This is a genomic window from Saccharothrix longispora (genome assembly GCF_031455225.1).
GTDB classification, from domain to species: Bacteria; Actinomycetota; Actinomycetes; order Mycobacteriales; family Pseudonocardiaceae; genus Actinosynnema; species Actinosynnema longispora.
Map to the genome: position 1 here is coordinate 6,684,078 of NZ_JAVDSG010000001.1, position 25,903 is coordinate 6,709,980.

General features: G+C 73.5%; 21 protein-coding genes. 14 read left to right on the plus strand and 7 right to left on the minus strand.

Annotated elements, in window-relative coordinates; all coding sequences use genetic code 11:
- Nucleotides 1-9: 9 nt before the first annotated feature.
- Both J2S66_RS28680 and J2S66_RS28685 read right to left on the minus strand, forming a co-directional pair.
- Nucleotides 10-921, minus strand: a complete 912-nt coding sequence (locus tag J2S66_RS28680) for an aminoglycoside phosphotransferase family protein (protein ID WP_310310514.1) — start codon at nucleotides 919-921, stop codon at nucleotides 10-12.
- 32 nt (nucleotides 922-953) lie between these two features.
- Nucleotides 954-1,823 (minus strand): ribokinase, encoded by an 870-nt coding sequence (locus tag J2S66_RS28685; protein WP_310310516.1) that lies wholly within the window; start codon nucleotides 1,821-1,823, stop codon nucleotides 954-956.
- A gap of 109 nt (nucleotides 1,824-1,932) precedes the next feature.
- Between J2S66_RS28685 and J2S66_RS28690 the strand changes: the two genes are divergently transcribed.
- Together J2S66_RS28690 and J2S66_RS28695 are read left to right on the plus strand one after the other, a co-directional pair.
- Nucleotides 1,933-3,963 carry a DUF2339 domain-containing protein gene (locus J2S66_RS28690; protein WP_310310518.1) on the plus strand — a complete coding sequence of 677 codons (2,031 nt, stop codon included), beginning with the start codon at nucleotides 1,933-1,935 and terminating at the stop codon, nucleotides 3,961-3,963.
- Nucleotides 3,964-4,237: 274 nt separating this feature from the next.
- A complete protein-coding gene (locus tag J2S66_RS28695) occupies nucleotides 4,238-5,263 on the plus strand; it encodes an outer membrane protein assembly factor BamB family protein (protein ID WP_310310520.1) in 1,026 nt (341 codons plus the stop codon).
- Here J2S66_RS28695 and J2S66_RS28700 read toward each other — a convergent pair.
- Entirely contained in the window at nucleotides 5,260-7,374 is a 2,115-nt protein-coding gene (locus J2S66_RS28700) for an MMPL family transporter (RefSeq protein ID WP_310310522.1), read from the minus strand. The genes J2S66_RS28695 and J2S66_RS28700 overlap by 4 nt on opposite strands.
- A 122-nt stretch (nucleotides 7,375-7,496) precedes the next feature.
- Between J2S66_RS28700 and J2S66_RS28705 the strand changes: the two genes are divergently transcribed.
- Both J2S66_RS28705 and J2S66_RS28710 read left to right on the plus strand, forming a co-directional pair.
- Nucleotides 7,497-8,243 carry a TetR/AcrR family transcriptional regulator gene (locus tag J2S66_RS28705; protein WP_310310524.1) on the plus strand — a complete coding sequence of 249 codons (747 nt, stop codon included), beginning with the start codon at nucleotides 7,497-7,499 and terminating at the stop codon, nucleotides 8,241-8,243.
- 122 nt (nucleotides 8,244-8,365) lie between these two features.
- Nucleotides 8,366-8,998: a hypothetical protein gene (locus J2S66_RS28710; RefSeq protein ID WP_310310527.1), complete on the plus strand. Its 633-nt coding sequence runs from the start codon at nucleotides 8,366-8,368 to the stop codon at nucleotides 8,996-8,998.
- 47 nt (nucleotides 8,999-9,045) lie between these two features.
- On the opposite strand, the gene leuS is transcribed toward J2S66_RS28710, so the two are convergent.
- Complete coding sequence (gene leuS, locus J2S66_RS28715; RefSeq protein ID WP_310310529.1) at nucleotides 9,046-11,838, minus strand: leucine--tRNA ligase; 2,793 nt, start codon at nucleotides 11,836-11,838, stop codon at nucleotides 9,046-9,048.
- A gap of 257 nt (nucleotides 11,839-12,095) precedes the next feature.
- Here leuS and J2S66_RS28720 point away from each other — a divergent pair, with 257 nt between their 5' ends.
- Nucleotides 12,096-12,497 carry an SdpI family protein gene (locus J2S66_RS28720; RefSeq protein WP_310310531.1) on the plus strand — a complete coding sequence of 134 codons (402 nt, stop codon included), beginning with the start codon at nucleotides 12,096-12,098 and terminating at the stop codon, nucleotides 12,495-12,497.
- Nucleotides 12,498-12,500: 3 nt separating this feature from the next.
- On the opposite strand, the gene J2S66_RS28725 is transcribed toward J2S66_RS28720, so the two are convergent.
- Nucleotides 12,501-13,073: a YqgE/AlgH family protein gene (locus J2S66_RS28725; RefSeq protein WP_310310533.1), complete on the minus strand. Its 573-nt coding sequence runs from the start codon at nucleotides 13,071-13,073 to the stop codon at nucleotides 12,501-12,503.
- A gap of 351 nt (nucleotides 13,074-13,424) precedes the next feature.
- Between J2S66_RS28725 and J2S66_RS28730 the strand changes: the two genes are divergently transcribed.
- The gene (locus tag J2S66_RS28730; protein WP_310310535.1) at nucleotides 13,425-14,735 is read left to right on the plus strand and encodes an MFS transporter; all 1,311 of its coding nucleotides are present in this window, start codon (nucleotides 13,425-13,427) and stop codon (nucleotides 14,733-14,735) included.
- Here the strand turns inward: J2S66_RS28730 and J2S66_RS28735 are convergent.
- Entirely contained in the window at nucleotides 14,713-14,970 is a 258-nt protein-coding gene (locus J2S66_RS28735; RefSeq protein ID WP_306744114.1) for a response regulator transcription factor, read from the minus strand. The two genes, J2S66_RS28730 and J2S66_RS28735, sit on opposite strands and share 23 nt — an antisense overlap.
- 108 nt (nucleotides 14,971-15,078) lie before the next feature.
- Nucleotides 15,079-16,539 carry a CCA tRNA nucleotidyltransferase gene (locus J2S66_RS28740; protein WP_374726142.1) on the minus strand — a complete coding sequence of 487 codons (1,461 nt, stop codon included), beginning with the start codon at nucleotides 16,537-16,539 and terminating at the stop codon, nucleotides 15,079-15,081.
- Between the two features lie 263 nt (nucleotides 16,540-16,802).
- On the opposite strand from J2S66_RS28740, the gene J2S66_RS28745 reads away from it, so the two are divergent.
- The 8 genes from J2S66_RS28745 (at nucleotide 16,803) to trxA (ending at nucleotide 25,790) form a co-directional block, all read left to right on the plus strand.
- Nucleotides 16,803-17,351: an NUDIX hydrolase gene (locus J2S66_RS28745; RefSeq protein ID WP_306744115.1), complete on the plus strand. Its 549-nt coding sequence runs from the start codon at nucleotides 16,803-16,805 to the stop codon at nucleotides 17,349-17,351.
- On the plus strand, nucleotides 17,348-19,603 hold the full coding sequence (locus J2S66_RS28750) for a DUF6049 family protein (RefSeq protein WP_310310540.1): 2,256 nt from the start codon (nucleotides 17,348-17,350) through the stop codon (nucleotides 19,601-19,603). Before J2S66_RS28745 ends, J2S66_RS28750 begins: the two co-directional genes overlap by 4 nt.
- Nucleotides 19,600-21,291 carry a murein biosynthesis integral membrane protein MurJ gene (gene murJ, locus J2S66_RS28755; protein ID WP_310310541.1) on the plus strand — a complete coding sequence of 564 codons (1,692 nt, stop codon included), beginning with the start codon at nucleotides 19,600-19,602 and terminating at the stop codon, nucleotides 21,289-21,291. Before J2S66_RS28750 ends, murJ begins: the two co-directional genes overlap by 4 nt.
- Nucleotides 21,292-21,328: 37 nt before the next feature.
- Entirely contained in the window at nucleotides 21,329-22,858 is a 1,530-nt protein-coding gene (locus J2S66_RS28760; protein ID WP_310310543.1) for a protein kinase family protein, read from the plus strand.
- Nucleotides 22,859-22,976: 118 nt separating this feature from the next.
- On the plus strand, nucleotides 22,977-23,594 hold the full coding sequence (sigM, locus tag J2S66_RS28765; RefSeq protein ID WP_310310545.1) for an RNA polymerase sigma factor SigM: 618 nt from the start codon (nucleotides 22,977-22,979) through the stop codon (nucleotides 23,592-23,594).
- Nucleotides 23,591-24,346, plus strand: a complete 756-nt coding sequence (locus tag J2S66_RS28770; protein ID WP_310310547.1) for an anti-sigma factor family protein — start codon at nucleotides 23,591-23,593, stop codon at nucleotides 24,344-24,346. The genes sigM and J2S66_RS28770 overlap by 4 nt, the downstream gene beginning before the upstream one ends.
- A gap of 99 nt (nucleotides 24,347-24,445) precedes the next feature.
- Nucleotides 24,446-25,438: a thioredoxin-disulfide reductase gene (gene trxB / locus J2S66_RS28775; protein ID WP_310310549.1), complete on the plus strand. Its 993-nt coding sequence runs from the start codon at nucleotides 24,446-24,448 to the stop codon at nucleotides 25,436-25,438.
- 25 nt (nucleotides 25,439-25,463) lie between these two features.
- The gene (gene trxA / locus J2S66_RS28780; RefSeq protein WP_306744122.1) at nucleotides 25,464-25,790 is read left to right on the plus strand and encodes a thioredoxin; all 327 of its coding nucleotides are present in this window, start codon (nucleotides 25,464-25,466) and stop codon (nucleotides 25,788-25,790) included.
- The last annotated feature ends 113 nt before the right edge of the window (nucleotides 25,791-25,903 follow it).

The following is a 25,903-nucleotide window of genomic DNA, read 5'->3' on the forward strand; positions in this document are numbered from 1 at the left end:
CGCAGGACCCTAGCGAGCGAGCCGCTGCCGCAGCCACCGCAGCGCGTGCACCCCCTGCGCCCCCTGGAACGCCCGCAGCGACGGCAGCCCGGGCGGCGGTGGGAGCCGGGAACCGTGCACGAAGAAGCCGGTGACGGCCGCGACCACCGCCGTCACCGCGTCCGGGTCGGCGTCGTGGGACAGCGGCGACGACGCCCACGCGTCCCACGGCTCGGGGCCGCCCTGGAGCGCCACGCTCGGCAGCATCAGCACGAGGTCCACCCAGGGCGCGCCGCGCATCGCGTGCGGCCAGTCGACGAACACCACGCCGTCCGGGGTGAGCAGCACGTTGTCCGCGCGCAGGTCGCCGTGCAGCAGGGACGTGCCGGCGGACGCCGAACCCCACCCGGATTCCCACCCGGCCAGCTCGTCGAGCCGCCCCGCCGCCCAGGGGTCGAGCCCCGGCACCGGCGAGCCCGCGAGCCGGCGCCACCCGGAGAACACCCCGGGGTCGTGCCCCACCCGCGGGAACCCGGGGGGTGCCACGACCCGCGACAACTCCACGACGGCCGCGTGCACCCGCTCCCACTCGTCGGCGACCCACGGCACGGCGGGCGTGCGACCGGGCACGTCCTCGAAGACCAGCACCACCCAGTCCCCGTCGTCGTGCGACCACAGCAACCGCGGCCCCGGTACCACCGGGGCGACCAGGGCCTCCCGGCGGTGCATGGCCGGGCTGACCGGGTTCGCCGAACTCCCGACCGCCTTGGCGAACACCCGCCGCCCGTCACCCAGCTCCAACCGCGCGGCCAGGCCGGGCGAGAACCCGCCGGACTGGCTCACCGCCCGCACGACGGGGGCCCCGATCCCGTCCTCGACGGCGGCGCGCACCGGTCCGGGCACGTCGGCCCACGCCACCCTGTTCCCACCGGTCGCCTCCACGGCACCAGGGTCCCCGGCGACGTCGGCGCGGGTCACCCGGTTTTCAGCCGGTCGACCTCGGCGCGGGTCGGGTAGGACGGCTGGGCGCCCGCCGACGTCACCGACAGCGCCGCCACCCGCGCGGCGAACGCGGCGGCGTCCACCAGCGACGAGCCGGTGGCCAGGCCGGCCGCCAGCGCGCCGGCGAACGCGTCCCCCGCGCCCGTCGTGTCCACGGCGGACACCGGCGGGGCGGCGACCTCGACCACGCCGTCCCGCGTCACGACCGCCGCGCCGCGCGCGCCGAGGGTGATCACGGCCGAGCGCGGTCCCAGGTCGAGCAGCGCCTCGAACGAGGGGGCCAGGGAGGCGGCTTCGTGCTCGTTGACGACCAGCGGGTCGAGCAGGGCCAGGGTCTCCGCCGGCACCTCGACCACGGGGGAGAGGTTGAGCAGCGGCCTCGCCCCCCGGGCGGCCGCCGCCGCGACCGCGTGCGCCACCGTCGGCACGGGCACCTCCAGCGAGCACGCCAGCACCGCGACGCCGTCCCAGGTCAGGGCGTCGACGTCGGCCTCGGTCACGTCCGCGTTGGCACCGGGGGCCACGACGATCGAGTTCTCGCCGTCCGGCGTCACCGTGATGTACGCGACGCCGGTGGGGCGTTCGGACGTGCGGAGGTGCTCGGTCCGCACCCCGGAGGAGGCGAGGGAGCGGCGCAGCAGCTCGCCGTGCCGGTCGTCGCCGACCGCCCCGGCGAACGACACGTCCGCACCCAGTCGGGCGGCGGCGACCGCCGTGTTCGCGCCCTTGCCGCCGGGCAGGACGGTGGTGTCGCCGCCCAGCACCGTCTCGCCGGCCGCCGGGCGGCGCGGCACGGGGACGACGAGGTCGGCGTTCGCGGAACCGAGCACGAGGACCGTCATGCGTGGCAGCCTCCCACCCCGGGCGCACCCGGCGGGTCGTCCGGTCCGGTGCGCGGGTTGAGTAGAGGTACGGATGTCGGATACACCCGATCGGGACGATCCTGGTCACATGACCGGGACCGGGCACGACCCCCTGATCCGACTGGCGGACGAGCTGTCGCACCTCGGCCGCCGCCTCGAAGCGGTGGGCCTGGAGCTGCACCGCGTGGGTGACGACCGCGCCGTGGCCACGCTGGAGCGGCCCGCCGACGCGGCACGCGCCGAGCCCTCCGACGCCGACATCTCCGACGCCGGAACCGCCGCCGCGGCGACCACGCGCGCGGAAACGCCCGGGCCGAAGGCACCCCGGGTCGAGGTGCCGGAGGTCAAGGCGCCGCGCGTCCAGCCGGCACCGGTCCAGTCGCCGCAGGTGCAGCCGTCGGTGCAGCGGCAGTCGATCCCGCCCCAGTCGATTCCGCCCCAGCCGATCCCGCCCCAGCCGGTCCGTCCGCCCTTGCAGACCGGGTCGATGCCACCGCCACCGCCACCGCCACCGCACCCCGGCCACGGCTGGGGCCCGTCACCGCAGTGGACCCCGCCGCAGTGGACCCCGCCGCCCCCTCGCCGCTCGCTGTTCGACCGGCTGAGCCAGGACGGCGCGGGCAGCAAGCTGCTCGCCTGGGTCGGCGGCGCGGTCACGCTGCTCGGCGTCGTCATGCTGCTGGTCCTCGCCGTCCAGCGCGGCTACCTGGGCCCGCTGCCCCGCGTGCTCGGCGGCGCGGCGCTCGGCGGGGTGCTGCTCGGCGTCGGCCTGTGGCTGCACCGCACGCCGGCGGGACGCACGGGGGCGTTCGCCCTGGCCGCCACCGGCATCGCGGTGCTCTACCTCGACGTCGTCGCCGCCACCTCGATCTACTCCTACCTGCCGGAGGGCGGCGGGCTCGCGGCCGGGCTGGTCATCGCCGCCGGCGGCCTGCTGCTGGCGGCGAAGTGGGACTCGCCGGTGCTCGCGATCGGCGTGGTGGCGGCGTGCGCGGTGTGCGCGCCGATCCTCACCGCGGGCTTCACGCCGCTGCTCGTCGGCTTCCTGCTGGTGCTGAAGACGGCCGCGACGCCGGTGCACCTCAAGCGCGCCTGGCCGTGGCTCGCGGTCACCGCGGGCGTGCCGCCGCTGGTCGCGACGGTGCTGGTGATCGGCCGCACCGACCAGCACGTGCTGGCGGCGATCGCGCTGCTGGCCGCCGTGGTCGGCGTGGCGGGCGCGGTGCTGACCGCGCGCGTCCGGCCGGACGACCTGACCGCGCTCGCGCTGGCGGTCGGCTCGCCGGTGCCCGCCCTGCTCACCGTGTCGGTGCTCGACCGGCCCCTGGGCGCGGCGGTCGCCGGTGCGGTGGCGCTGGTGCTGCTCGCCCTGTGGGCGGTCGGCCGCCGGAGCCTGCCGCGCGCCTTCACGGCGGGGATCGGCGCGGTCGGCGTGTTCGCCGCGTTCCAGGCGACGGCCGTGGCGCTGGACGGCAGCACGCGCGCCGCCGTGGTGCTGCTGGAGGCGCTGGTGCTGGCGGTGCTGGCCAAGCTGCTCACCTCGCGCGGCCCGCTGATCGGGTCGGCCGCGTTCGCCGCCGTCGGCGCGCTGCTCACGCTGGCCCACGCCGTGCCGCCGGAACTGCTGCTGGACGAACCGCGCAGGGCCGCGACGGTCGGGTTCCTGGTGTCCGGCGTGCTGACCGCGCTGGTGCTGGGCGTGCTGGCGGTCGTGCTGCCGTGGGTCGCGTCGGGCCTCGGCGTGCTGGGCAGGCACCCGCTCCCGTGGGTCGTCGCCGGGGTCGTCCTGCTGTACGCGGCGGCGGGCGTGGTGCTGTGCGGCGCCCTGCTGGTGTCACAGGACGTCACCGGGTTCGTGTTCGGCCACTCGGTCGTGACCGTGTCGTGGACGGTCGCCGCCCTGTTCCTGCTGGTGAAGGGCATCGACCGGCGCTCGGTGCGGGTGGCGGGGTTGGTGCTGGTCGGGGCCGCGGTGGCGAAGCTGCTGCTGTTCGACCTGGCCGCGCTGGACGGCATCGCGCGGGTCCTGGCCTTCATCGGGGCGGGCCTCGTCCTCCTGACGGCGGGTACGCGTTACGCCAAGTTGGTGGCAACGCGACGAATTTCGGCTGATTCGTAGCTCTCGGGAGCCAAAACGCCGCGCGCTGCGTCAACCTGGTGGTAGTTCTACGTCGTCGGGGTTGGGCCACCGGTGCGCGAGCACCGGCTGGAGCCCGGCGTCGGTCGTTTCGCCCCCCGAGCGACCGGCGCCGGGCGCACGGCTCAGCGCCGCCCCCCGCCGTCGCGGGCGGCGCCCGTCGCGCCTACACCGACGATCACCCGGTCCGGCATGAATGCCACACGTCCGTAGGACCGCGGTGGAACCGCACCCGGTCCGGGTGTTCCCTCGCAGCATGTGGGGACGACGCACCGCCGCCGCCGCGGCGGGAACGGCCGCCCTGCTCCTCGCCGCCGCGCTCTCCACCGCGGGCCGGCCGCCACCGCCCGTCGTCACGGCGGCGGGCACGCTCGCACCCAGGGCGTACTTCGTGGCGCACGGCGGCGCGCTCCAGGTCCTCGACACCACCGACGGCACGGTCGTGGCCCGCGCGCGGAGCGGCTCGTGGACGACGGGCGCCGCGGTGGCCCCGGACGGGCGACGCGCGTACGTGGTCAACGGGTGGGCGGGCGTCGTCACGGCCATCGACACCGCCGGCGGCAAGGTGGTCGGCCGCATCGACGCGGGCGCGCAGCTCGCCGAGGCGGTGATGCGCCCCGACGGCGGCCGGCTCTACGTGACCGGCGGCGACTCGGTCGCGGTGATCGACCCAGAGAGGTTCCGGCTGGTCGCCGCGATCACCGTGGGCGGCCGGCCGCAGGGCATCGCGATCAGCCCCGACGGCGGCCGGCTCTACGTGGCCAACGCCCAGGACGGCACGGTGGTCGTGGTCGACACGGCGTCCGCGAGCCCGGTGGCGGCGGTCGAGGTGGGCGGCCTGCCGCAGCACGTGGCGGTCAGCCCGGACGGCTCCGCGGTCTACGTCAGCTCCCTGGACGTGGGGGAGGGCACCGGCACGGTGTCCGAGGTCGACCCGGTGGACCACCGCGTCCGCTGGTCCGCGCCGGTCGGCGAGGGCGCGGGGAACGTGGCGGTCACCCCGGACGGGCGGCGCGTCTACGTGGCGCTCGACCGGGGCGTGGCCGTGCTGGACGCGGACACGCGCGCGAGCCGGACCCTGCCGTTCGCGGCGCGGGCGCTGGCCATCGCGCCCGGCGACCGCCGCGTGTTCCTGGCCTCCGGGGACACGACCACCGTGCTGGACAGCGCGGACGACCGGGTGCTGGCGACGTACCGGCTCAGCGGCCTCGACGACGACGGTCGCGGCTTCGAGGCCACGACCATCGCCTTCGAGCAGCCGCCCGGCGCGGACCGGGACTAGGACATCGCCCGGGCGGGCTGCGGCGTCTCCTCGTCGTCGGCGGGCGCGTCCTCGTGGATCGCCACGCGCTCCTGGATGCGCCGCAGCGGACCGGGCGCCCACCACGCGGCGTCGCCGAGCAGCTTCATCACCGCGGGCACGAGCAGCATCCGCACCACCGTGGCGTCCAGGGCCAGCGCGAGGATCATGCCGACGCCGACGAACCGCATCATCGTGATCTGCGAGAACGCGAACGCGCCGGTCACCACGATCAGCAGCAGCGCCGCCGCGGTGATCACCCGGCCGGTCTTGGCCAGGCCCGTCGTCACCGCCTCCTCGGTGGACGCGCCGCGCCCGCGCGCCTCGACCATGCGGGACAGCAGGAACACCTCGTAGTCGGTGGACAGGCCGAACACCACGGCCGCCATCAGCACGACGATGCCGGACTCCAGCGGCGCGGGAGTGACGCCGAGCAGCGACGCGCCGTGGCCCTCCTGGAACACCCACACGAGCACGCCGAACGTGGCGGACAGGCTGAGCGCGCTCATCACCACGGCCTTGATCGGCAGCAGCACCGAGCCGAACGCGAGGAACATCAACACGAACGTGGCGCCGACGAGCAGCACGACCATCAGCGGCAGCGTGTCGGCGATGGCGTCGAGGCTGTCGGACACCACGGCCGTGCTGCCGCCCACGAGCACCTCGTCGCCGGGGCCGTCGAGCGCCCGCACGTCCTTCAGCGCCTGCTTCGACCGGTCGCTCAGCGGGTCCTGGTCGAGGCCGGCGGTGATCGACCAGACGCCGTCGGCGGGTTCGGCGGCGATCCGCGCCTCGCCCACGCCGGGCACCTCGCCGACCCTGCCGACGAACTCCCGCACCTCGGCGGGCGACGGGTCCCCGGTGACCACGATCCTGAAGCCGGTGTTGGACAGCGCGGCGAAGTCGGTGTTGATGGTCTCGGCGGCGACCCGCGCCGGGTTGCCCTCGGGCAGCACCTTCTCGGTGACCTCGCCGAACTTCACGCCCAGGAACGGCGCGCCGAGCCCGAGCAGCAGCAGCACGATGGGCAGCGCGAACAGCACCGGGCGCTTCATGACCCGGCCCGCGAGCCGCCGCCAGCCCGCCTCGGACGGGGCCTTGTCCTTGCGCCACGGCATGGCGAGCTTGTCGACGCGGTGGCCCAGGACGCCCAGCAGCGCGGGCAGCAGGGTCAGCGACACCAGCGCGGCGATGGCCACCGCCGCCATGCCGCCGTAGCTGAGCGACTTGAGGAAGCCCTGCGGGAACAGCAGCAGCCCGGCCAGCGCGATGACCAGCAGCGTCGCCGAGAACAGCACGGTGCGGCCGGCGGACATGACGGTGCGGCGCACGGCGTCGGGCACGGCGCGGCCCGCGGCCAGCTCCTCCCGGAACCGGCCGACCATGAACAGGCCGTAGTCGATCGCCATGCCGAGGCCGAGCAGGCTGGCCACGTTGACCGCGAACGAGTTGACGTCCGCGACGTGGGACACGGCGTGCAGCACGCCGAGCGAGCCGAGGATCGCGAGGCCGCCGACGAGCACCGGCAGCGAGGCGGCGACCAGACCGCCGAAGATGACCACGAGCAGGAGCAGCACGATCGGCAGCGACACGGCCTCGGCCTTGGTGAGGTCGGAGGCGGACATGTCGCTGATCGCCTTCTGCGTCGGCACGAAGCCGCCGACCAGCGGTTGCCGGCCGTCGACCGCCAGTTCGCCGGTGATCCGCTCGTACTGCTTGATCTGCTCGTTGGAGTCGCCGGAGGCGAGCGTGATCACGACGAGGGACTTGCCGCCCTCCGGGGAGGGCACGGGCGGTAGGACGTTCAGCACGGCGTCGCGCGGCAGGTCGGCCAGCTCGGCGGCGATCCGCTGGAGGTCGGCCGGGTCGACGGTGTCGTAGACGGCGAGGACGTCACCGCCCTGGCGGCCGAACGCCTCCTGGGCGACCTCGGTGGCGCGCGCGGCCTCGCTGTCGGGCGCCTCGTAGCCGCCCTGGCTCAGCTTGTCGAACACGCCGAGGCCCCAGATGCCGCCCACCACCGCCAGGACGACGGTCGCGACCAGCACCGCCCAGCGACGCCGGTAGGCGAGCGATCCCCACTTCGCGAACACGTGTCCTCCCAGGTTGATGGGCTACCGTTGCGCGAATGGCGTCAATTCGGTGAACACCGTTCACTAGACCAGCTGGGAATTTATACCCGGTCGATAACCGCTACAACCTGATTGGGTGACATATGACGGAGGCCACGCGGCGGGAACGGATGCGTGCCGACACCGAGCGCGAGATCCGTCGCCAGGCGCGTGCCCTGCTCGTGGAACACGGACGCGACGCCGTCACGTTGCGTGCGATCGCCCGGGAGGTCGGCATCACCGCCCCCGCGCTCTACCGCTACTACGACTCGCGCGAGGACCTGCTCCGCAGCCTCGCCGAGGACGTGTGCGCCGACCTCGCCGCCGAGCTGGACCGGGGCCTGGCGGGCGTCGACGAGCGGGACGTGGCCGCGCAGGTCTTCGCCGTGTGCCGGGGGTTCCGGCGCTGGGCACTGGCGCACCCCCAGGAGTTCGCGCTGGTCTTCGCCTCCACCGAGGACCACCTGGGCCGGTGCGGACCGGACGCGGGCCGCCACGTGGTCGGCGACCCGTTCGGCCGGGTGTTCCTCCGGGTCGCGGGCCGGTTGATCGTCGCGCACCCGGTGCCCGAGGGCGTCGGCGCGGACGTGCCCGCCGAGCTGCACGCCGACCTCGCCGCGTTCCGGCAGGTGCTGCTGGCGGCGGTGGACGCCGACGGGTCGGTGGTCGACGAGGCGGTGCTGACGCTCGGCGCGGTCCACCACATCACGCAGTGCTGGGTCCGCATCTACGGGCACGTGGCGCTGGAGGTGTTCGGGCGGTTCCCGTTCGCCGTGACCGACCCGGAACCGCTGTTCGATTCCATGTTGTCGCGCATGTTGAGCGAGGCGGGTTTCGCTCCGCAACCGTGAGCTGCGACTTCCGGAGGGACCCGCTGGGCCGTTCGAGCGCTTTTCGCGGTGCGGGCGCATCCGGGCCGCACTCGTCGGGGTTGCATGGTGCGGGGTTCACGGGGGTCGACTGAGGCGGGGCGGTGGCGAAGAAGGAATCGGGTGGCGGCGGCGTGGCGCTCGTGGCCGCGGTCCTCGTCGTGCTCGCCGGAGCGGGCGGCGCCGGCGGCGCGGCGCTGAACTCCGGCGCGGGCGGCGCCGGGGGCGCGGCGCCCGTCGAGAGCATCGGCGTGCGCAAGTGGGACGCCAAGCGCAGCGCGCGCGGCGGGGACGTCGAGGGCGCGGTCGCCCACCTGGGCGCGCGGATCACCAAGCAGGCCGTCAAGCAGGAGCTGGACTGCCACGCCAACTCGTTCGGCCGGGTCCGCGACTTCTTCGCGCACACGCCGTGCACCTCGCTGGACCGCCTGCTGCTGGCGGTCGGCGACGGCGCGGGCGGCGAGGCCGTCGTCTCGGTCGCCTGGGTCACCTTCCCCGGCCGCAGGCAGGCCCGCCAGTTCGAGGACGTCGTGGACGTGCACGGCTCGGGCGACGTGCGACCGCTCAGCACGACCGTCCTGGGCATGGCGGACATCCCGTTCACCGCCGTGCACTACTGGTCGGAGACCGTGGACACGACCATCACGATCGCCGAGTCCGAACCCGCGGGCGGCACGCCCGACCCGGAACTGGTGGACGCGCTCGCCGAGGTCGCGGCGCAACTACCGCGACCGTAGGGAGGGCGGCGACCCCGGACCGGGTCGCCGCCCTCCTCGCGAACGAACTACAGCACCACGTTGACCAGCCGGCCCGGGACGACGATGACCTTGCGCGGTTCCTTGCCGGCCAGCAGCTCGGCCACCTTCCCCTCGGCCAGCGCCGCCGCCCTCACCTCGTCCTGCGACGCCGACGCGGCGACGACGACGCGCGCCCGCACCTTGCCGTTGACCTGGATCGGGTACTCGGCGGTGTCCTCCACCAGGTACGCCTCGTCGGCCACCGGGAACGGGCCGTGGGCCAGCGACCCGGTGTGGCCCAGCTTCGCCCACAGCTCCTCGGCCACGTGCGGGCTCAGCGGCGCCAGCATCAGCACCAGCGGCTCGGCCAGGACCCGCGGCGCACCGCCCGGGTAGTGCTTCGTGACGTGGTTGTTCAGCTCGATCAGCTTCGCGCCGGCCGTGTTGTAGCGCAGGTTCGCGTAGTCGTCGTGCACGCCCGCGATCGTCCTGTGCAGCAGGCGCAGCGCTTCCTCGCCCGGCTCCTCCGAGGTCACCCGCAGCTCGCCGGTGCTCTCGTCGACCAGGTTGCGCCACAGCCGTTGCAGGAACCGCTGCGCGCCGACGACGTCCTTCGTCGCCCACGGCCGCGACACGTCCATCGGGCCCATGGACATCTCGTACAGCCGGAACGTGTCCGCGCCGTACTTCTCGCACATCTCGTCGGGCGTGACGACGTTCTTCAGGCTCTTGCCCATCTTGCCGTACTCGCGCCGCACCTCCCCGCCCTCGAAGAAGTACTTGCCGCCGCGCTCCTCCACCCGCTCGGCGGGCACGTACGCGCCGCGCGCGTCGGTGTAGGCGTACGCCTCGATGTAGCCCTGGTTGAACAGCCGCCGATACGGCTCGTCGCCCGTCAGGTGCCCCAGGTCGAACAGCACCTTCTGCCAGAACCGCGCGTACAGCAGGTGCAGCACGGCGTGCTCGACGCCGCCGATGTACAGGTCGACGCCGCCCGGGTCCGCGTCACCGTGCTCGGCCGGGCGCGGGCCCAGCCAGTAGCGCTCGTTCTCCGCGTTGACGAACCGCTCGGTCTCGGTCGGGTCCACGTACCGCAGCTGGTACCAGCACGACCCCGCCCAGTTGGGCATGGTGTTGGTCTCGCGGCGGTACTTCCTGGGGCCGTCGCCCAGGTCCAGCTCGACGGTCACCCAGTCCTCGGCGCGCGACAGCGGCGGCGACGGCTCGGAGTTCGCGTCCTCCGGCTCGAACGTGCGCGGCGAGTAGTCGTCCACCTCCGGCAGCTCGATCGGCAGCATCGACTCGGGCACCGCGACGGGCGTGCCGTCCTCGTCGTAGACGATCGGGAACGGCTCGCCCCAGTACCGCTGGCGGGAGAACAGCCAGTCGCGCAGCTTGAACTGCACGGTGCCCTCGCCGCGGTCGTGCTCCTCCAGCCAGGCGATGACCTTCTTCTTCGCCTCGGCGACGTCCAGGCCGTCCAGGCTCAGGCTGCTCTCGTGGCTGCTGTTGATCGCGGGGCCCGCGCCCGTGTACGCCTCGCCGTCGAAGCCCTCGGACGGCTGCACGGTGCGGATGATCGGCAGGTCGAACTTCTTCGCGAAGTCCCAGTCGCGCTGGTCCTGGCCGGGCACGGCCATGATCGCGCCGGTGCCGTAGCCCATCAGCACGTAGTCCGCGACGTACACCGGGATCTGCGCGCCGTTGACCGGGTTGGTGGCGTGCGCGCCGGTGAAGACGCCGGTCTTGTCCTTGTTCTCCTGCCGGTCCAGGTCGGACTTGCGCGCCACCTCGCGCCGGTAGGCGGCGATCTCGTCGGCCCGCTCGGGCGCGGCGATCACGTCGACCAGCGGGTGCTCGGGCGCCAGCACCACGTAGGTGGCGCCGAACAGCGTGTCCGGGCGGGTGGTGAACACCTCGATGTCGTGGTCCCCGACCGCGAACCTGACCCGCGCGCCGTGGGAGCGGCCGATCCAGTTCCGCTGCATCGCCTTGACCTTCTCCGGCCAGTCCAGCCGGTCCAGGTCGTCCACCAGGCGGTCCGAGTAGGCGGTGATCCGCATCATCCACTGGCGCAGGGAGCGGCGGAACACCGGGAAGTTGCCGCGCTCGCTGCGGCCGTCGGCGGTGACCTCCTCGTTCGCCAGCACGGTGCCCAGGCCGGGGCACCAGTTCACCGGCGCCTCGGACAGGTAGGCCAGGCGGTGCTGCCCCAGCAGCTTCTCCCGCTCGGGGCCGGTCAGCTCGGCCCACGGCGTGTCGGGCGTGGCGCGCTCACCCGACTCGAACTCGGCGACCAGCTCGGCGATCGGCCGGGCCTTGGCCGCGCGCGGGTCGTACCAGGAGTTGAAGATCTGCAGGAAGATCCACTGGGTCCACTTGTAGTAGTCCGGATCGATCGTGGAGATCCGCCGGCGCTCGTCGTGGCCCAGGCCCAGCCTGCGGATCTGCCGCAGGTAGGTCCGGATGTTGTCCTCGGTGGTCTTGCGCGGGTGCCGGCCGGTCTGCACGGCGTACTGCTCGGCGGGCAGGCCGAACGCGTCGAAGCCCATCGTGTGCAGGACGTTGCGGCCGTTCATCCGGTGGTACCGGGCGTAGACGTCCGTGCCGATGAAGCCCAGCGGGTGGCCCACGTGCAGGCCCGAGCCCGACGGGTACGGGAACATGTCCTGCACGAACAGCTTGTCCGCGGGCACGTCGCCCTGGAGCGGGCCGACCGGGTTCGGCGCGTGGAAGGTGCCGTGCTCCTCCCAGTGCTGCTGCCACCGCTTCTCGATCTCGCCGGCCAGTTCGGCGGTGTAGCGGAAGGCGGGCTTCTCGTCCGCCGCGTCGGTGCTCATCGGGATGTCCCTCTCCATCGGATACCTGCCCCTGACATGACGAAACCCCCCAGCCTGGATGAGGCATGAGGGGTTGCCGCGCCGACCTGGCCTGACGAGGTCTGCGCGGCTAGCTAAGGAGCAGGCGGGCCTTGCTCATGCCGCCAACGGTATCAGCGCGGCGCAAGCGCGACGACGCGGTGGGCGCCTCCCGGTGCAGCGGACGTCACGCGGGGCTGGTTCGCCCGGGGGCGGAGGACCGGCCTACCCTCGTCAGGGTGAACATCGTGCTGCCTGTGGTACTGGGTCTGATCGGCGTCGCCTTCGGAGCGGTCGGCTTCCTGGGCCTGCGCGGGGCGCTGCACCGCAACCGGTTCTTCGGCGTGCGCACCAAGGCCACCCTCCGCGACGACGAGGCGTTCGCCCTGGCCAACAAGATCGCGGCCGTGCCCACCCTGGCGGCGGGCGCCATCGCGCTGGTCGCGGCGGTCGCGGGCGCGGTCAACCCGGCCGCCTCCCTGGTCATCGGCCTGATCGGGCTCGTCGGCAGCGTCGTGGTCGCGAGCGCGGGCGGCGTGCTGGGGCACCGGGCGGCCGAGGTCATGCCCGAGTCCGCCCCGGCCGGCTGCGGCGGGTGCGCCTGCGCCGGCGGCGGGTGCGGCGTGCTCTCCCGCGCCTGACCCTCAGTTCCGGCGGACGTCCGTCGGGAACGTGGCCAGCAGCGCCGTCGGCATGCCCTGGCGGCGCAGCACCCGACCCCACAGGTCGACGCCGGGCGGCGTGAGCACGTCGTCGGGCAGGCCCTTGACCACGATCCAGTCGCCGCGCTCGACCTCGCCCACCAGCTGGCCCTCGCTCCACCCCGAGTAGCCGGCGAACACCCGCAGGCCGCGCACCTTCGGCACCAGGGCGTCCGGGTCGGCGTCCAGGTCGACCAACGCCACCGGACCGTGCACGGCGACCACACCTTCGAGTGAAGCCAGGTCCTGCCCGGTGCGCATCGCGGCGAGGCACAGCGCGGTCTTCTGCTCGACCGGGCCGCCGATGTACACCGCCTGCGGGCGGGTGACGTGCGGGCCCCAGACGGGCAGCACGTCGTGCACCGCCACCTCGCTGGGCCTGTTCAGGACGACCCCGAGGGTGCCCTCGCCGCGGTGGTCGATGACGTAGACCACGGTCCGGCGGAAGTTGGGGTCGACCAGGGTCGGTGCCGCGACCAGCAGCGAACCCGGTTCGACGTCGGCATCAGGGCGCACCACTGCATGATCTCAGAAGACGTGGATCACACCGGGAGCGGAACAACCGGGCTACCGCGGTCGTTGTACGAACCGTCAGGCGTCTTCGTGTCCCCCGGGCTCACTAGAAACCGCCTTCGCGGAATACCGTTCGGCTGGAGCCGCGCTGCGCAAGCCGCCGTGAGGCGACCGGGCGCCTGGCACCAGGGAGGCCGGACCCGCAAGGGTCCGGCCTTCTTGGCCACCACCTCCGGACACCTTCCCGGCCCCCTTCCCCGGCACCACCCTTCGGGCGCGACCTTCGGGCCGGTCCCCGCGGTGCTCCGGTGGTCAGGGAGCCGTTCCGCCGGCAGGAGGCATAGGCTCGTCCCCGTGACCACCGCCGGTGCCGGCACGGCACAGCACCACCTCGGTGCCCGCAAACTCCTCGCCGCGCCGGACTTCCGCAGGCTGCTCGCCTCCAGGCTGGCGGCCCAGTGGGGCGACGGCCTGTTCCAGGCCGGCCTCGCGGGCGCCGTGCTGTTCAACCCCGAGCGCCACTCCGACCCGCTCGCCGTGGCCGCCGGGTTCGCCGTGCTCCTCCTGCCGTACTCGGTGGTCGGACCGTTCGCGGGCGCCCTGCTCGACCGGTGGGACCGCCGCCGCGTGCTCGTCGTGGCGAACCTCGCACGTGGGCTGTTCGTGCTGCTCACCGCCGTTGCGGTCGGGCTCGGACTGGCCGGTGTGCCGCTGTACGCCGCGGCGCTCGTCGTGACGGGCGTCAGCCGGTTCGTCGGTTCCGGGCTGTCCGCGTCGCTGCCGCACGTCGTGCACGAGGACCACCTGGTCGAGGCCAACGCGTTCGTCACCACGGCGGGCGCGCTCACCGCCGTGCTCGGCGCGGGCTGCGCGGTCGGGCTGCGGGAGCTGTTCGGCGCCGGTGACGGCGGCTCGGGGTCCACCACGGCCTTCGCCGTGGTCGGCTCGCTGGCCGCCGCGCTCCTGGCGTCCCGGTTCGGCCGCGGCGCGCTCGGCCCGGACGAGGTCGACGAGCCGAGCCGGACGCTGACCGCCGTCGCGCACGGCCTGCTGGACGGCGCGCGCGCGGCGTGGCGCACCCCCACGGTCGCCGCCGCGCTGCTGGCGCTGCTCGCGCACCGGGCGGCGTTCGGCGTATCGCTGCTGCTCACGCTGCTGCTGATGCGCCACTCGCTGGAGGACTTCGGCCCGCTGAAGGCGGGCCTGGCCGGGCTCGGCGAGGTCGCCGTGGCCGGTGGCGCGGGCATCCTGCTCGCGGGCCTGGTGACCGACCGGGTCGTGGCCGTGCTGGGCCGCCGCGGCACCGTGTGCGGGGCGCTCCTGCTGGCCGCGTCCACCCAGCTGGGCCTCGGCCTGCCGATGCTGCTGCCGACGATCCTCGCCGCGTCGTTCCTGCTCACGTTCGCCGGGCAGGTCGTGAAGCTGTGCGTGGACGCGGCCGTGCAGGGCGACATCGGCGACGAGGTCCGCGGCCGGGTGTTCGCCCTGTACGACACGCTGTTCAACGCCACGCAGGTGGCCGCCGTCACCGCCGCGGCGGCCGTCGTCCCCCTGGACGGCCGGTCACCCGGTCTGGTGGTCGCCGCGACGGCGGCGTACCTGCTCGGACTGCTCGGCTACCTGCTGATGACCCGGCGGACCACTACCTCGGCAGCGGGAGCCTGATCACGCCCGTCTCGTGGGCGTAGACCACCGCCGCCATCCGGTCCCGCAGGCTCAGCGCCCCCAGGATCTCCGACACCACCACCCCCACCTGGCGCTGGCTGATGGCCAGCACCCTCGCGATCTCGTGATCGGCCAACCCCCTGGCCAGGCAGCGGAGCACCGCCCTCTGTCGATCGGTCAGCGCTTCCAGGCCCTGCGCCCGGGTGCCCCCCTCGGACAACCCCCACGCGTTCATGCGACACCACCCCCAGTGCGCGTCCTGCGCACAGGGTCATGGTCCCGCAACCGCCTGTCACTGACCACCCCGTGAGGCCGAGATTGGTCACTTCGGGTGCTCGCCGCGTCACTCGGCGGGCGGCTCGACGCCCTCCGCGCGCGCCCACGCGAGCAGTTCGGCGACCGCCTCGTCGTGGTCCAGGGGACCTCGGTCCAGGCGCAGCTCCTTGAGGAACTTCCACGCCCGGCCGACCAGCGGACCCGGCGGCAGGCCGAGCAGCCGCATGATCTCGTTGCCGTCGAGGTCGGGCCGGACCCGCTTCAGGTCCTCCTCGGCGGCGATCCGCTCGATGCGGCGCTCCAGGTCGTCGTAGGTGCGCTGGAGCGCGTTGGCCTTGCGCCTGTTGCGCGTGGTGCAGTCGGCGCGCACGAGCTTGTGCAGGCGCGGCAGCAGGTGCTCGGCGTCCGTCACGTACCGGCGCACCGCCGAGTCGGTCCACTCGCCGCCGCCGTAGCCGTGGAAGCGCAGGTGGAGGTACACGAGCTGGGCGACGTCCTCGGTGATGTCCTTCGAGTACTTGAGGGCGCGCAAGCGCTTGCGGACCATCTTGGCGCCGACCACCTCGTGGTGGTGGAACGACACCCCGCCACCCTCCTCGAACCGGCGGGTGGCCGGCTTGCCGATGTCGTGCAGCAGCGCGGCGAGCCGGAGGACGAGGTCGGGCTCGGGGCCCTCCTCCAGGTCGATCGCCTGGTCGAGCACGGTGAGGGAGTGGGTGTAGACGTCCTTGTGCTGGTGGTGCTCGTCGATCTCCAGCTTCATCGCGGGCAGCTCGGGCAGCACGACGTCGGCGAGCTTCGCGTCGACCACCAGCTCCACACCGGCGCGCGGGTGCGCCCCGGTGAGCAGCTTCGACAGCTCCACCTGGACGCGCTCGGCCGTGATGCGGCCCAGCTCGCCGGCCATGGCGGCCATGGCCTCGCGGACGCGCGGCGCGACGGTGAACCCGAGCTGCGAGGCGAACCGGGCGGCGCGCAGCATCCGCAGGGGGTCGTCGGAGAAGGACTCCTGCGGCGTGGCGGGCGTGTCCAGCACCCGCTCGCGCAGCGCCCGCCGTCCGCCGGTCGGGTCGATGAGCTGCCGGCCGACCAGGTCGTACGCCATCGCGTTGGCGGTGAAGTCGCGCCGGACCAGGTCGCCCTCGATGGAGTCGCCGAAGGTCACCTCGGGGTTCCGGGACACGCCGTCGTAGCTGTCCGCGCGGAACGTGGTGATCTCCACGGTCTGCCCGTGCTTGCCCGCGCCGACCGTGCCGAACGCGATGCCGGTGTCCCAGATCGCGTCGGCCCACCCCTTGAGCAGCGCGAGGATCTGCGGCGGCCGGGCGTCGGTGGTGAAGTCGAGGTCGCCGGACAGCCTGCCGAGCAGCGCGTCCCGCACGCTGCCACCCACCAGGTAGAGCCGGTGGCCGGCCGCGTGGAAGCGGTCGGCGAGCTCGGCGGCGACGGGGGAGCTCCCCAGGGGGAAGCCGGTCGGCAGGTCCACCACGGCATTGTCCTGCACGGCGGGGGCGTTGGGTCCGGACACGAGGAGCGAGGGTACTGGTCGTGCCACGGGGGCCCGAACGAGTTGTCCACAGGTGGGCCGCGACCGGCGACGGGCCGGCCCGGTTCCCGGTTGACTGGAAATCGGGGGGACCCCTGTGGCCGGGGACCCCTGCTCAAGATCACCCGAAGCGGTCGTCGTCGCCCCGCGCGCGGGCGTCACGACCGCCCCTCCGCCGAGTTGATCACCTGTCGCTACAGGACGGTCACGTCCCGTAATCGCTGGTCGCTACTACCATCAGCGTCATGCCCCAGTCGTCCGGTCGCTCCGGCGGTCCCAAGCCGAGGCGCCGGAACAGGCGTCGCGGTCGCCGGCTGAAGACCGTCGACGAGACGTCGGCGGGCGGGCTGGTGCTCGACTTCGAGCGGCGCGCCGCCGCGGTGATCGGGCGGTTGGACCGGCGGGGGCGGTTGCTGTGGTCCCTGCCGAAGGGGCACATCGAGGCCGGTGAGACCGCTGAGCAGACCGCGGTGCGCGAGGTCGCCGAGGAGACCGGTATTCATAGCAGGGTGCTCCGGCCGCTCGGCTCGATCGACTACTGGTTCGTGGCCGAGGACCGGCGGGTGCACAAGACCGTCCACCACTTCCTCCTGGAGGCGCTGGGCGGCGAGCTTTCCGATGAGGACGTGGAGGTCACCGAGGTGGCGTGGGTGCCCCTTGGCGAACTGGACGAGCGGCTCGCCTACGCGGACGAGCGCCGACTGGTGCGCCGCGCCGCCGAACTGCTCTCCGAATACGAGACTAACGGGTACCGGAAAACCGGCTACCGGACGGACGGAGCGGAGTCGGCGTGAAACGGCTGCTGTCCGCGCTCGCGGCGGCGGGGTTCCTGGTCCTGTCGTCGGGGGTCGCCGCGCACGCGGCCCCCGACGGCGGCAGGCTGCCCGTCCGCCCGGCGCCGGCGACCCAGGTCTGGGCGACCCGGGCGCTGTCGAGCCAACCCGGTGAGCAGGCCCAGCAGCTGCTGCGCCTGGACGTGGAGGACATGGAGCCTCGCGTCGTCACCGGCGCGACCGACTCGGTCACGATCTCCGGCAAGGTCGTGAACGTCGGCGACCGCCGGATCGACGACGTCGAGCTGCGCCTGGAACGCGGTGAGCCGCTGACCAGCGAGGAAGAGGTCCGCAAGGCGCTGCGCGAACCCACCGACGCCGAGGTCGTCCAACCGAGCTTCACGCCCGTCGCCGACCGGCTGGAGCGCAACGAGTCGAAGCCGTTCGTGCTGACCGTCCCGCTGCGCGGGACCGGCCCGACGTCGCTCGACATCGACGAACCCGGCATCTACCCGATCCTGGCGAACATCAACGGCGTCCCCGACTTCGGCGGTCGCGCCCGGCTGGCCGCGCTGAGCACGCTGCTGCCGGTGGTCGCGGTGCCCGGCGGCGAGGGGCGCGGCACGCCCGCGAACCCGGCGAAGGTCACGCTGCTGTGGCCGCTGGCCGACCGGCCGCGCCTCGTCACGCAGAACCCGACCGTGCTCACCGACGACGAACTGGCCGGGTCGCTCGCCATGGGCGGCCGGCTGTGGGGCCTGCTCAAGGCGTACGGGTCAGCGCTGGACGGCCGGCTCGGACAGGGCGTGTGCCTGGCCGTGGACCCCGACCTGCTGCGCACGGTGAGCGCGATGGCCCAGGGCTACGAGGTGCGCGGCCAAGGGCCGGGCAAGGGCGAGGGCGAGGCCGAGCTGTGGCTGGCCCAGCTGCGCCTGCTGGCGGGCGGGCGGTGCGTGGTCGCGCTGCCCGACGCCGACGCCGACCTGGTCGCCCTGTCCCGCGCCCGGCTCACCGAGATGGGCGCGTTGGCGCTGGGCGGCGCGGACGTGGTGCGCGAGGTGCTGGACGTGCAGCCGGTGCAGGGCCTGGTGTGGCCCGACGACGGGGTGCTCGACCAGCAGACCTTCGACGACCTGAGGGCCGGCGGCGTCACGTCGCTGGTGCTGGACCAGTCCGCGGTGGCGGGCACGCCGGGCACCGGGCCGGTGCGGTTCGACCAGCCCGGGGGCGAGCCGGTGCGGGCGGTGCGCGTGGACGGCATGGTGTCCGACGCGCTCCGGGGCGCGGCGGCGGCCCGGCCGACCGTGGGCGTGAGCACCCCGGCCGAGACGACGCCGGTGTCGGTGCAGAACGCGCTGGCCGCGCTGGCGTTCCGCGCCGCGTTCCAGGACACCGGCCAGCACGTCGTGATCGCGCCGCCGCGCCGGTGGAACGCGCCGACGGGCGAGGTCAACACGCTGCTGGAGACGACGAAGTCGCTGATCGGCGACGGGTACGCGACCGCGGTGGGCCTCGACTCGCTGCTCGCCACCGCGCCGGAGCAGACGGCGGCGCTGAGCTACCCGGTCGAGGCCGGCGCGAGCGAGGTGCCCCCGGCGGTCACCGCGGAGGTCGGCGAGACGTGGCAGGACCTCGGGCGGCTGGCCGCGGCGATGCGCCAGCCGGACGCCGCGTCGACCGAGCCCGCCGACCTGGTCGACCCGCTGCGACTGGGCCTGCTGCACGCGGTGTCGGGCGCGTGGCGCGGCGACGAGGACGGCGCGCTCGCGGCCCTCGCCCGCGGTCGCGAGCAGGTCGAGGGCCTGCTGGGCCAGGTGACGGTGACCGAGCCGAACAGCCCGATCCTGCTGGGCTCGGCGGACAGCCCGCTGCTGGTGTCGATCAAGAACCGGCTCGACGTGCGGATCACCGTGCGGGTCGTCATCGAGGACACGCCCAGCCTCCAGGCCAAGGCGCTGCCGGACCAGGAACTGCCCGCGCGCGGCGACCTGCTGCTCCAGGTGCCGGTGGAGGTGCTGCGGTCCGGCCGGTTCCCGGTGCACATCAGGATCACCACGCCGGACGGCGTGGAGCTCGGCGAACGGGCCCGGCTGGAGGTGTCGTCCTCCGCGTACGGGACCATCACGGTGGTCATCACCGCGCTGGCGGGGGTGGCGCTGGTGCTGCTGTCGGCCCGGCGGATCTACCGGCGGGTGCGCGCGACGCGGGCGGCCGCGACGCAGGTGCCGGACGACGCCGGCGGCGTCGTCCCGGAGAGGTCGAGCACGAGTTGAGGCGAACAACCACGGACGGGACGACGGTGGTCCGGGAGACGACGACGGTGGACCAGGAGACGCAGCGGACGCAGGCGGTGGGCGCACGGCCCGCGCCCTCGTTGGCGCGGGCGGGCGGGTCGATGGCGATCGCCACGGTCGTCAGCCGCGCCTCGGGCCTGCTCTCGAAGCTGCTGCTGATCACGATCGTCGGCGTCGACGTGCTGAACGACTCCTACCAGGTCGCCACCACGCTGCCGACGATGATCAACGAGCTGCTGCTCGGCGGCGTGCTGACCAGCGTCGCGATCCCGCTGCTGGTCAGGGCGGAGACCGAGGACGAGGACCGGGGCGAGTCGTACGCGCAGTGGATGGTCACGATGGCCGCCGTGCTGCTCGGCGCGGGCACGGTCGTCGCCATCGCCTGCGCGCCGCTGCTGACCGACCTGTTCGTCAGCTCGGACACCGACGCCAACCCGGAGCTGGTCACCGCGTTCGCGTACCTGGTGCTGCCGGGCATCGTGTTCTACGGCCTCTCCGCGCTGCTCAGCGCCATCCTGAACACGCGCAACGTGTTCGGGCTGCCCACCTGGGCGCCGGTGCTCAACAACGTCGTGGTGATCGCGACGCTCGGCGTGTACTGGCTGATGCCGGGCGAGATCTCGCTGGACCCGGTGCGGATGGGCGAGCCGAAGCTCCTGGTCCTGGGTCTGGGCACGATGCTGGGCGTGGCGCTCCAGGCGATGGTGCTGCTGCCCGCGATGAAGCGCACCGGCTTCCGGTTCCGCTGGCGGTGGGGCTGGGACCGCAGGCTCGCCGAGTTCGGCGGGCTGGCGTTCTGGGTGCTGCTGTACGTGGGCCTCGGCTTCGCCAGCATGGTGGTGCTGACCCGCGTCGCCACGCACGACCCGGGCGCGATCACCGCCTACAACATGCAGTGGCTGATCGCGCAGGTGCCGTACGGCGTGCTGGGCGTGTCGCTGCTGACCGCGCTGATGCCGAAGATGAGCCGCGCGGCGGCGACGAACGACACCGGCGGCCTGGTCGGCGACCTGTCGTTCGGCAACCGGATGTCGTCGATCCTGCTCATGCCGTTCAGCGCGCTGCTGACGGTGGCGGGCGTGTCGATCGGCCTCGCGGTGTTCGCGCACGGCGCGTCGGGCATCGCGGGCGGCGAGGCGATCGGCACGGCGCTGGCGCTGTCGGCGTTCGGCCTGGTCCCGTACGCGATCACGCTGCTCCAGCTGCGCGTGTTCTACGCGATGAAGGACGCCCGGACGCCGACGCTGATCCAGGCGGTCATCGTCGTGGTCCGGATCGGGCTGCTGTACGCGTTCCTGGCGATCTCGCCGCCGGACAAGCTCGCGGTCGGCGTGTCGATCGCGATGTCGCTGAGCTTCGTGGTCGGCGCGCTGGTGGGGCAGGTGTGGCTGCGCCTGCGCCTCGGCCGGCTGCGCACCGGCTACACGGCGTGGACGATCTGCCTCACGGTGGTGGCGTCCGCGATCGCGTTCGGCGCGGCCACCGGTCTCGCCTGGCTGGTGGTTCACCTGTTGGGATTCGAATCCCGCGTGGCGAACGCCTGGGTCGAGGTCGTGATCCAGACGGTCGTCGGCCTGCCGCTCAGCTTCCTGCTGCTCGCCCTGTTCCGAGTGCCCGAGGTGAAGCCGGCGATCGGCAAGATCAGTCGTTTGGTGGGTCGTCGGTGAGCCCTGTGACAGCACCCGTTCACGTACTCTCAGCCCCGTGAGCGGCGGCCCCATCCAGAACACCTCGCTGGTGCCCGGCGGGGTGATCGGCGATGGCCGCTACCGGTTGCTGGCGCAGTCCGGCGCCGACCGCCGGTGCGACGCGCAGCTGTGGCGGGCGAGGGACGGGCAGCTCAACCGGGACGTGGCGCTGACCGTCCTGGTGGGCAACCCGGCCGACCACGCCGCCGCGGCCCGCGCCAAGCGGACCGCCGAGCGCGCCATGCACGCGTCGAGCTTCACCCACCCCGGCGTCGCGCGGGTCATCGACGTGCTGACGCCCGGCGCGGGCATCAAGCTCGACGAGGGCATCCTCGGCATGGTCGTGGCCGAGTGGACCCGGGGCACCGACCTGATGGAGCTGGTCGCCGAGGGCCCGATGGCCGCCGGTGCGGCGACCCGGCTGCTGGAGCCGCTGGGCGCGGCGATCGAGGGCGCGCACCACGCCGGCCTCGTGCTCGGCGCGGACCACCCGCAGCGCATCCGGGTCACCCCCGACGGCCGGTTGCGGCTCGCGTTCCCCGGCCCGCGGCCGGACGCCATCGCCCGCGACGACGTCAAGGGCCTCGGCGCGGTGCTGTACCTGCTGCTCACCGGCCGGTGGGCGCTGCCGGGCGGGCCGGAGAACGTGCCCGTGGCGCCGACCGGGCCGGACGGGGCCGTGGTCGCGCCGAGCGCACTGCGCCCCCACGTGCCGCACGAGCTGTCGTCGGTGGCGGTGCGCAGCCTGGAGGACACCAGCGTCGGCGGCATCCGGACCAGCGCGGCGATCCTCCAGGTGCTCGACCAGATCTCCCGGTCCGAGGCGGAGACGGCGCTGATCCAGCCGGTGCCCGACGACGGCACGGACGACGGCGCGGTGTGGACCACGCAGCGGCCGGCGCGCGGCAAGGAGCACAACCGCAAGCTGATGATCAGCGTGGCCGTGCTGGCCGTGGCGACGCTCGCGGTGATCGCCTGGCTCGGCGTGCAGATCGTGAGCTTCTTCAGCGACGAGCCGTCCGGCACCGGCGGCCCGACCGTGGTGATCGGCCAGTCGAGCACGCCGGGCGCCAGCGGCCAGCAGGCGGCGCCCGCGCCGCAGCCGGCCGGTCCGGTGCAGCCCGCGTCGGTCGGCGTCTACGACGTGACGAACCAGCCGGACAACGCCAACCGCGCGAACCGGGCCGTGGACAACAACCCGACCACGGTGTGGCAGACGGAGAACTACTTCCAGCCGTTCCCGGCCCTCAAGCCCGGTATCGGCCTGATGGCCGGGTTCGCCGAACCGGTGAAGCTGGCCTCCGTCACGATCACCTCGCCCAGCGAGGGCACGGTCGTGGAGATCCGGGTGGCGGGCGCCGACGGCGCGCCGCTGGAGGAGACGAAGGTCGTCGCGACCGCGACCCTGTCGGCGGGGCAGACGCAGATCCAGCTCAACGAGCACGAGGCGACCCAGCACGTGCTGGTGTGGGTGACGAAGCTGGCGGGCAGTGGCCGCAACAACCGCTCGGAGATCGCGGAGCTGGTCTACACCCGCGCGCAGTAACCCGCCCCGGTGACCCGCTCCAGTGACCCCCGCGGTGACCACTGACACGCCCCGTGACACCGGGATAGCCGGAACGGGTGATCGGAGCAGTACCGGGCGGGACCGATAGGCTCCGCGCGTGACCGCCGCAGCCAGCTCGGACGCAGACCTCATCGCGGCGCACGCCGCGGGTGACCCGCATGCCTTCTCCGAGCTGGTGCGCAGGCACCGGGACCGGTTGTGGGCGGTGGCGTTGCGCACGCTCCGGGACCCGGAGGAAGCGGCCGACGCGCTCCAGGAGGCGTTCATCTCCGCGTTCCGCGCGGCGGCGAGCTTCCGGGCCGAGTCGCAGGTCACGACGTGGCTGCACCGAATAGTCGTGAACGCCTGCCTCGACCGGATGCGCAGGAGGCAGACCAGGCCGACCGTGCCGCTGCCGGAGGCCGGTCCGGGCGAGCCGGTGGCCCCGCGGGACGCGATGGCCGAGCGGGAGACCCGCCTGGTCGTCCAGGCGGCCCTGAACGAGCTGCCCGAGGAGCAGCGCGCGCCGATCATCCTGGTCGACGTCGAGGGCTACTCGGTGGCCGAGACCGCGCAGCTGCTGGGCATCGCCGAGGGAACCGTGAAATCGCGGTGCGCGCGCGGTCGGGCGAAGCTGGCCAAAGTTCTGGGGCACCTCCGGAACCGGGGTGCAGAAGCGAACGTCCCAGGGAACGATGTGCAGGTGCAACAGGGACGTCAGTTGGAGGAACGATGAGCGGCAATGTGCGGCGTTCCGGGCCGCCGTGGTCCGTCGACCTGCTGGCTGACCTGCACGCGGGCGCGTTGGACCCGGAGACCGAGGCCGAGCTGCGGCCGCTGGTGGAGGACGACCCGGAGGCGCGCGAGGTCCTGGCCGCCCTCGACGCCACCCTCGCCGACCTGCGCGACCTGCCCCCCATCCCGATGCCGCGCGCGGTGGCCGACCGGATCGACGCCGCGCTCGTCGCCGAGGCCCGCTCGTCCGCCCGGCCCGCGCCCGTCGCGCCGGTGGTCGACCTCGCCGCGGCGAGGGCCAAGCGCGCCAAGCGCCTCGGCTGGGGCGCGGGTGTCGTGGTGGCCGCCGCGGCGGCGGTCGGCATCGCCGTGCTGACCGTGCCGGGGAACGACCCGGCGGGCGACGGCAACAACAACCAGGCCCAGCCGGGCGACACGCAGGACTCGCAGGTCTCGCCGCCCCTCGCGGTGCGCGACCAGGAGTTCGGGCCGGTCTTCGGCGACGTGCTCAAGGCGCAGAACTACGGCCCGCTGGAGAACCAGGACAAGCTGACCGGTTGCCTCCAGGGCGCGAACATCACGGCGGGCAAGCCGATCGGGGTCAGCCCGATCACGCTGGACGAGCGCCCGGCCGTGATGGCGATCCTGCCCGGCGGCAAGCCGGGGGCGTACCGGATCGTCGTGGTCGACCCCGACACGTGCGGCCCGGACAACCCGGACGGCGTCCTGGCGAACAGCACCATCGAGCCGTAGCCCACCTCACTCGGTCGGGAAGGAATTACCGAGCCCTACGATCCGTTGGACGAATAGCCCACCGAGGATTCTCGGCGGGACGACTAACGGAGGTCGAGGGTGTCGGACGTTCGGAACCTGATCGTGGTGGGATCGGGGCCCGCCGGGTACACCGCGGGCGTCTACGCGGCGCGCGCGCAGCTCGAACCGCTGGTGTTCGAGGGCTCGCAGTACGGCGGCGCGCTGATGACCACGACCGAAGTCGAGAACTACCCCGGTTTCCGCGACGGCGTCATGGGCCCCGACCTCATGGAGGAGATGCGGGAGCAGGCCAAGCGCTTCGGCGCCGAGCTGCGGTCCGAGGACGTCGAGGAGCTGGAGCTCGACGGACCGGTCAAGTACGTGACAGCCAACGGCACGCGGTACGCGGCGAAGGCGGTCGTGCTCGCCATGGGCGCGGCGGCCCGCTACCTGCACGTGCCCGGTGAGCAGGAGCTGCTCGGCCGCGGCGTGTCGTCCTGCGCCACGTGCGACGGCTTCTTCTTCCGCGACCAGGACATCGCGGTCATCGGCGGTGGCGACTCGGCGATGGAGGAGGCCACCTTCCTGACCAAGTTCGCCCGGTCGGTGACGGTCATCCACCGCCGCGAGGAGTTCCGCGCCTCCAGGATCATGCTGGAGCGGGCGCGCTCCAACGAGAAGATCAAGTGGCTGCTCAACGCCGAGGTCGTCGAGGTGCTGGGCGAGGGCTCGGTGTCCGGCGTGAAGACCCGCGACACGCGGACCGGCGAGGTGGTGGAGCACCCGTTCACCGGCTTCTTCGTCGCGATCGGCCACGACCCGCGCAGCTCCCTGGTCAAGGGCCAGGTCGAGCTCGACGGTGAGGGCTACGTGGTGACCAAGGGCCGCACCACCTACACGAACGTGGACGGGGTGTTCGCCGCCGGCGACCTCGTCGACCACACCTACCGCCAGGCGATCACCGCCGCCGGCTCGGGCTGCTCCGCCGCGATCGACGCGGAGCGGTGGCTCGCCGAGCACGGCGTCGCGGAGGCCGAGGTGTCCGCCGAGCACGTGGGCGGCGGCTACGGCGAGCCCGTCACCACCAGCTGACCCCACCCCCAAGAGGAGAGACACAATGGCAGGCTCCACCGTGGTCACGTCCGCTCAGACGTTCGCCGACGACGTTCTGACCAGCGAGAAGCCCGTCCTGGTCGACTTCTGGGCGACCTGGTGCGGCCCGTGCAAGATGGTCGCCCCCGTCCTGGAGGAGATCGCCGCCGAGCACGCCGAGAAGATCACCGTCGCGAAGCTCGACATTGACGCCAACCCGTCGATCGCCCGCGACTACCAGATCATGTCGGTGCCGACCATGATCCTGTTCCAGGGCGGTCGCCCGGTGAAGCAGATCGTGGGCGCCAAGCCGAAGGCCGCGCTGCTGAACGACCTGGCCGACGTGCTCTGACAGTGCACCCCGAACGGGTGAGCCGTCCCTCTTCTGCAGAGGCGGGCGGCTCACCCGTTCGTGCATTGATGAGCACTGCCAGTAGCCCTGCGAGTGGTGGCCGCGGGAACAAG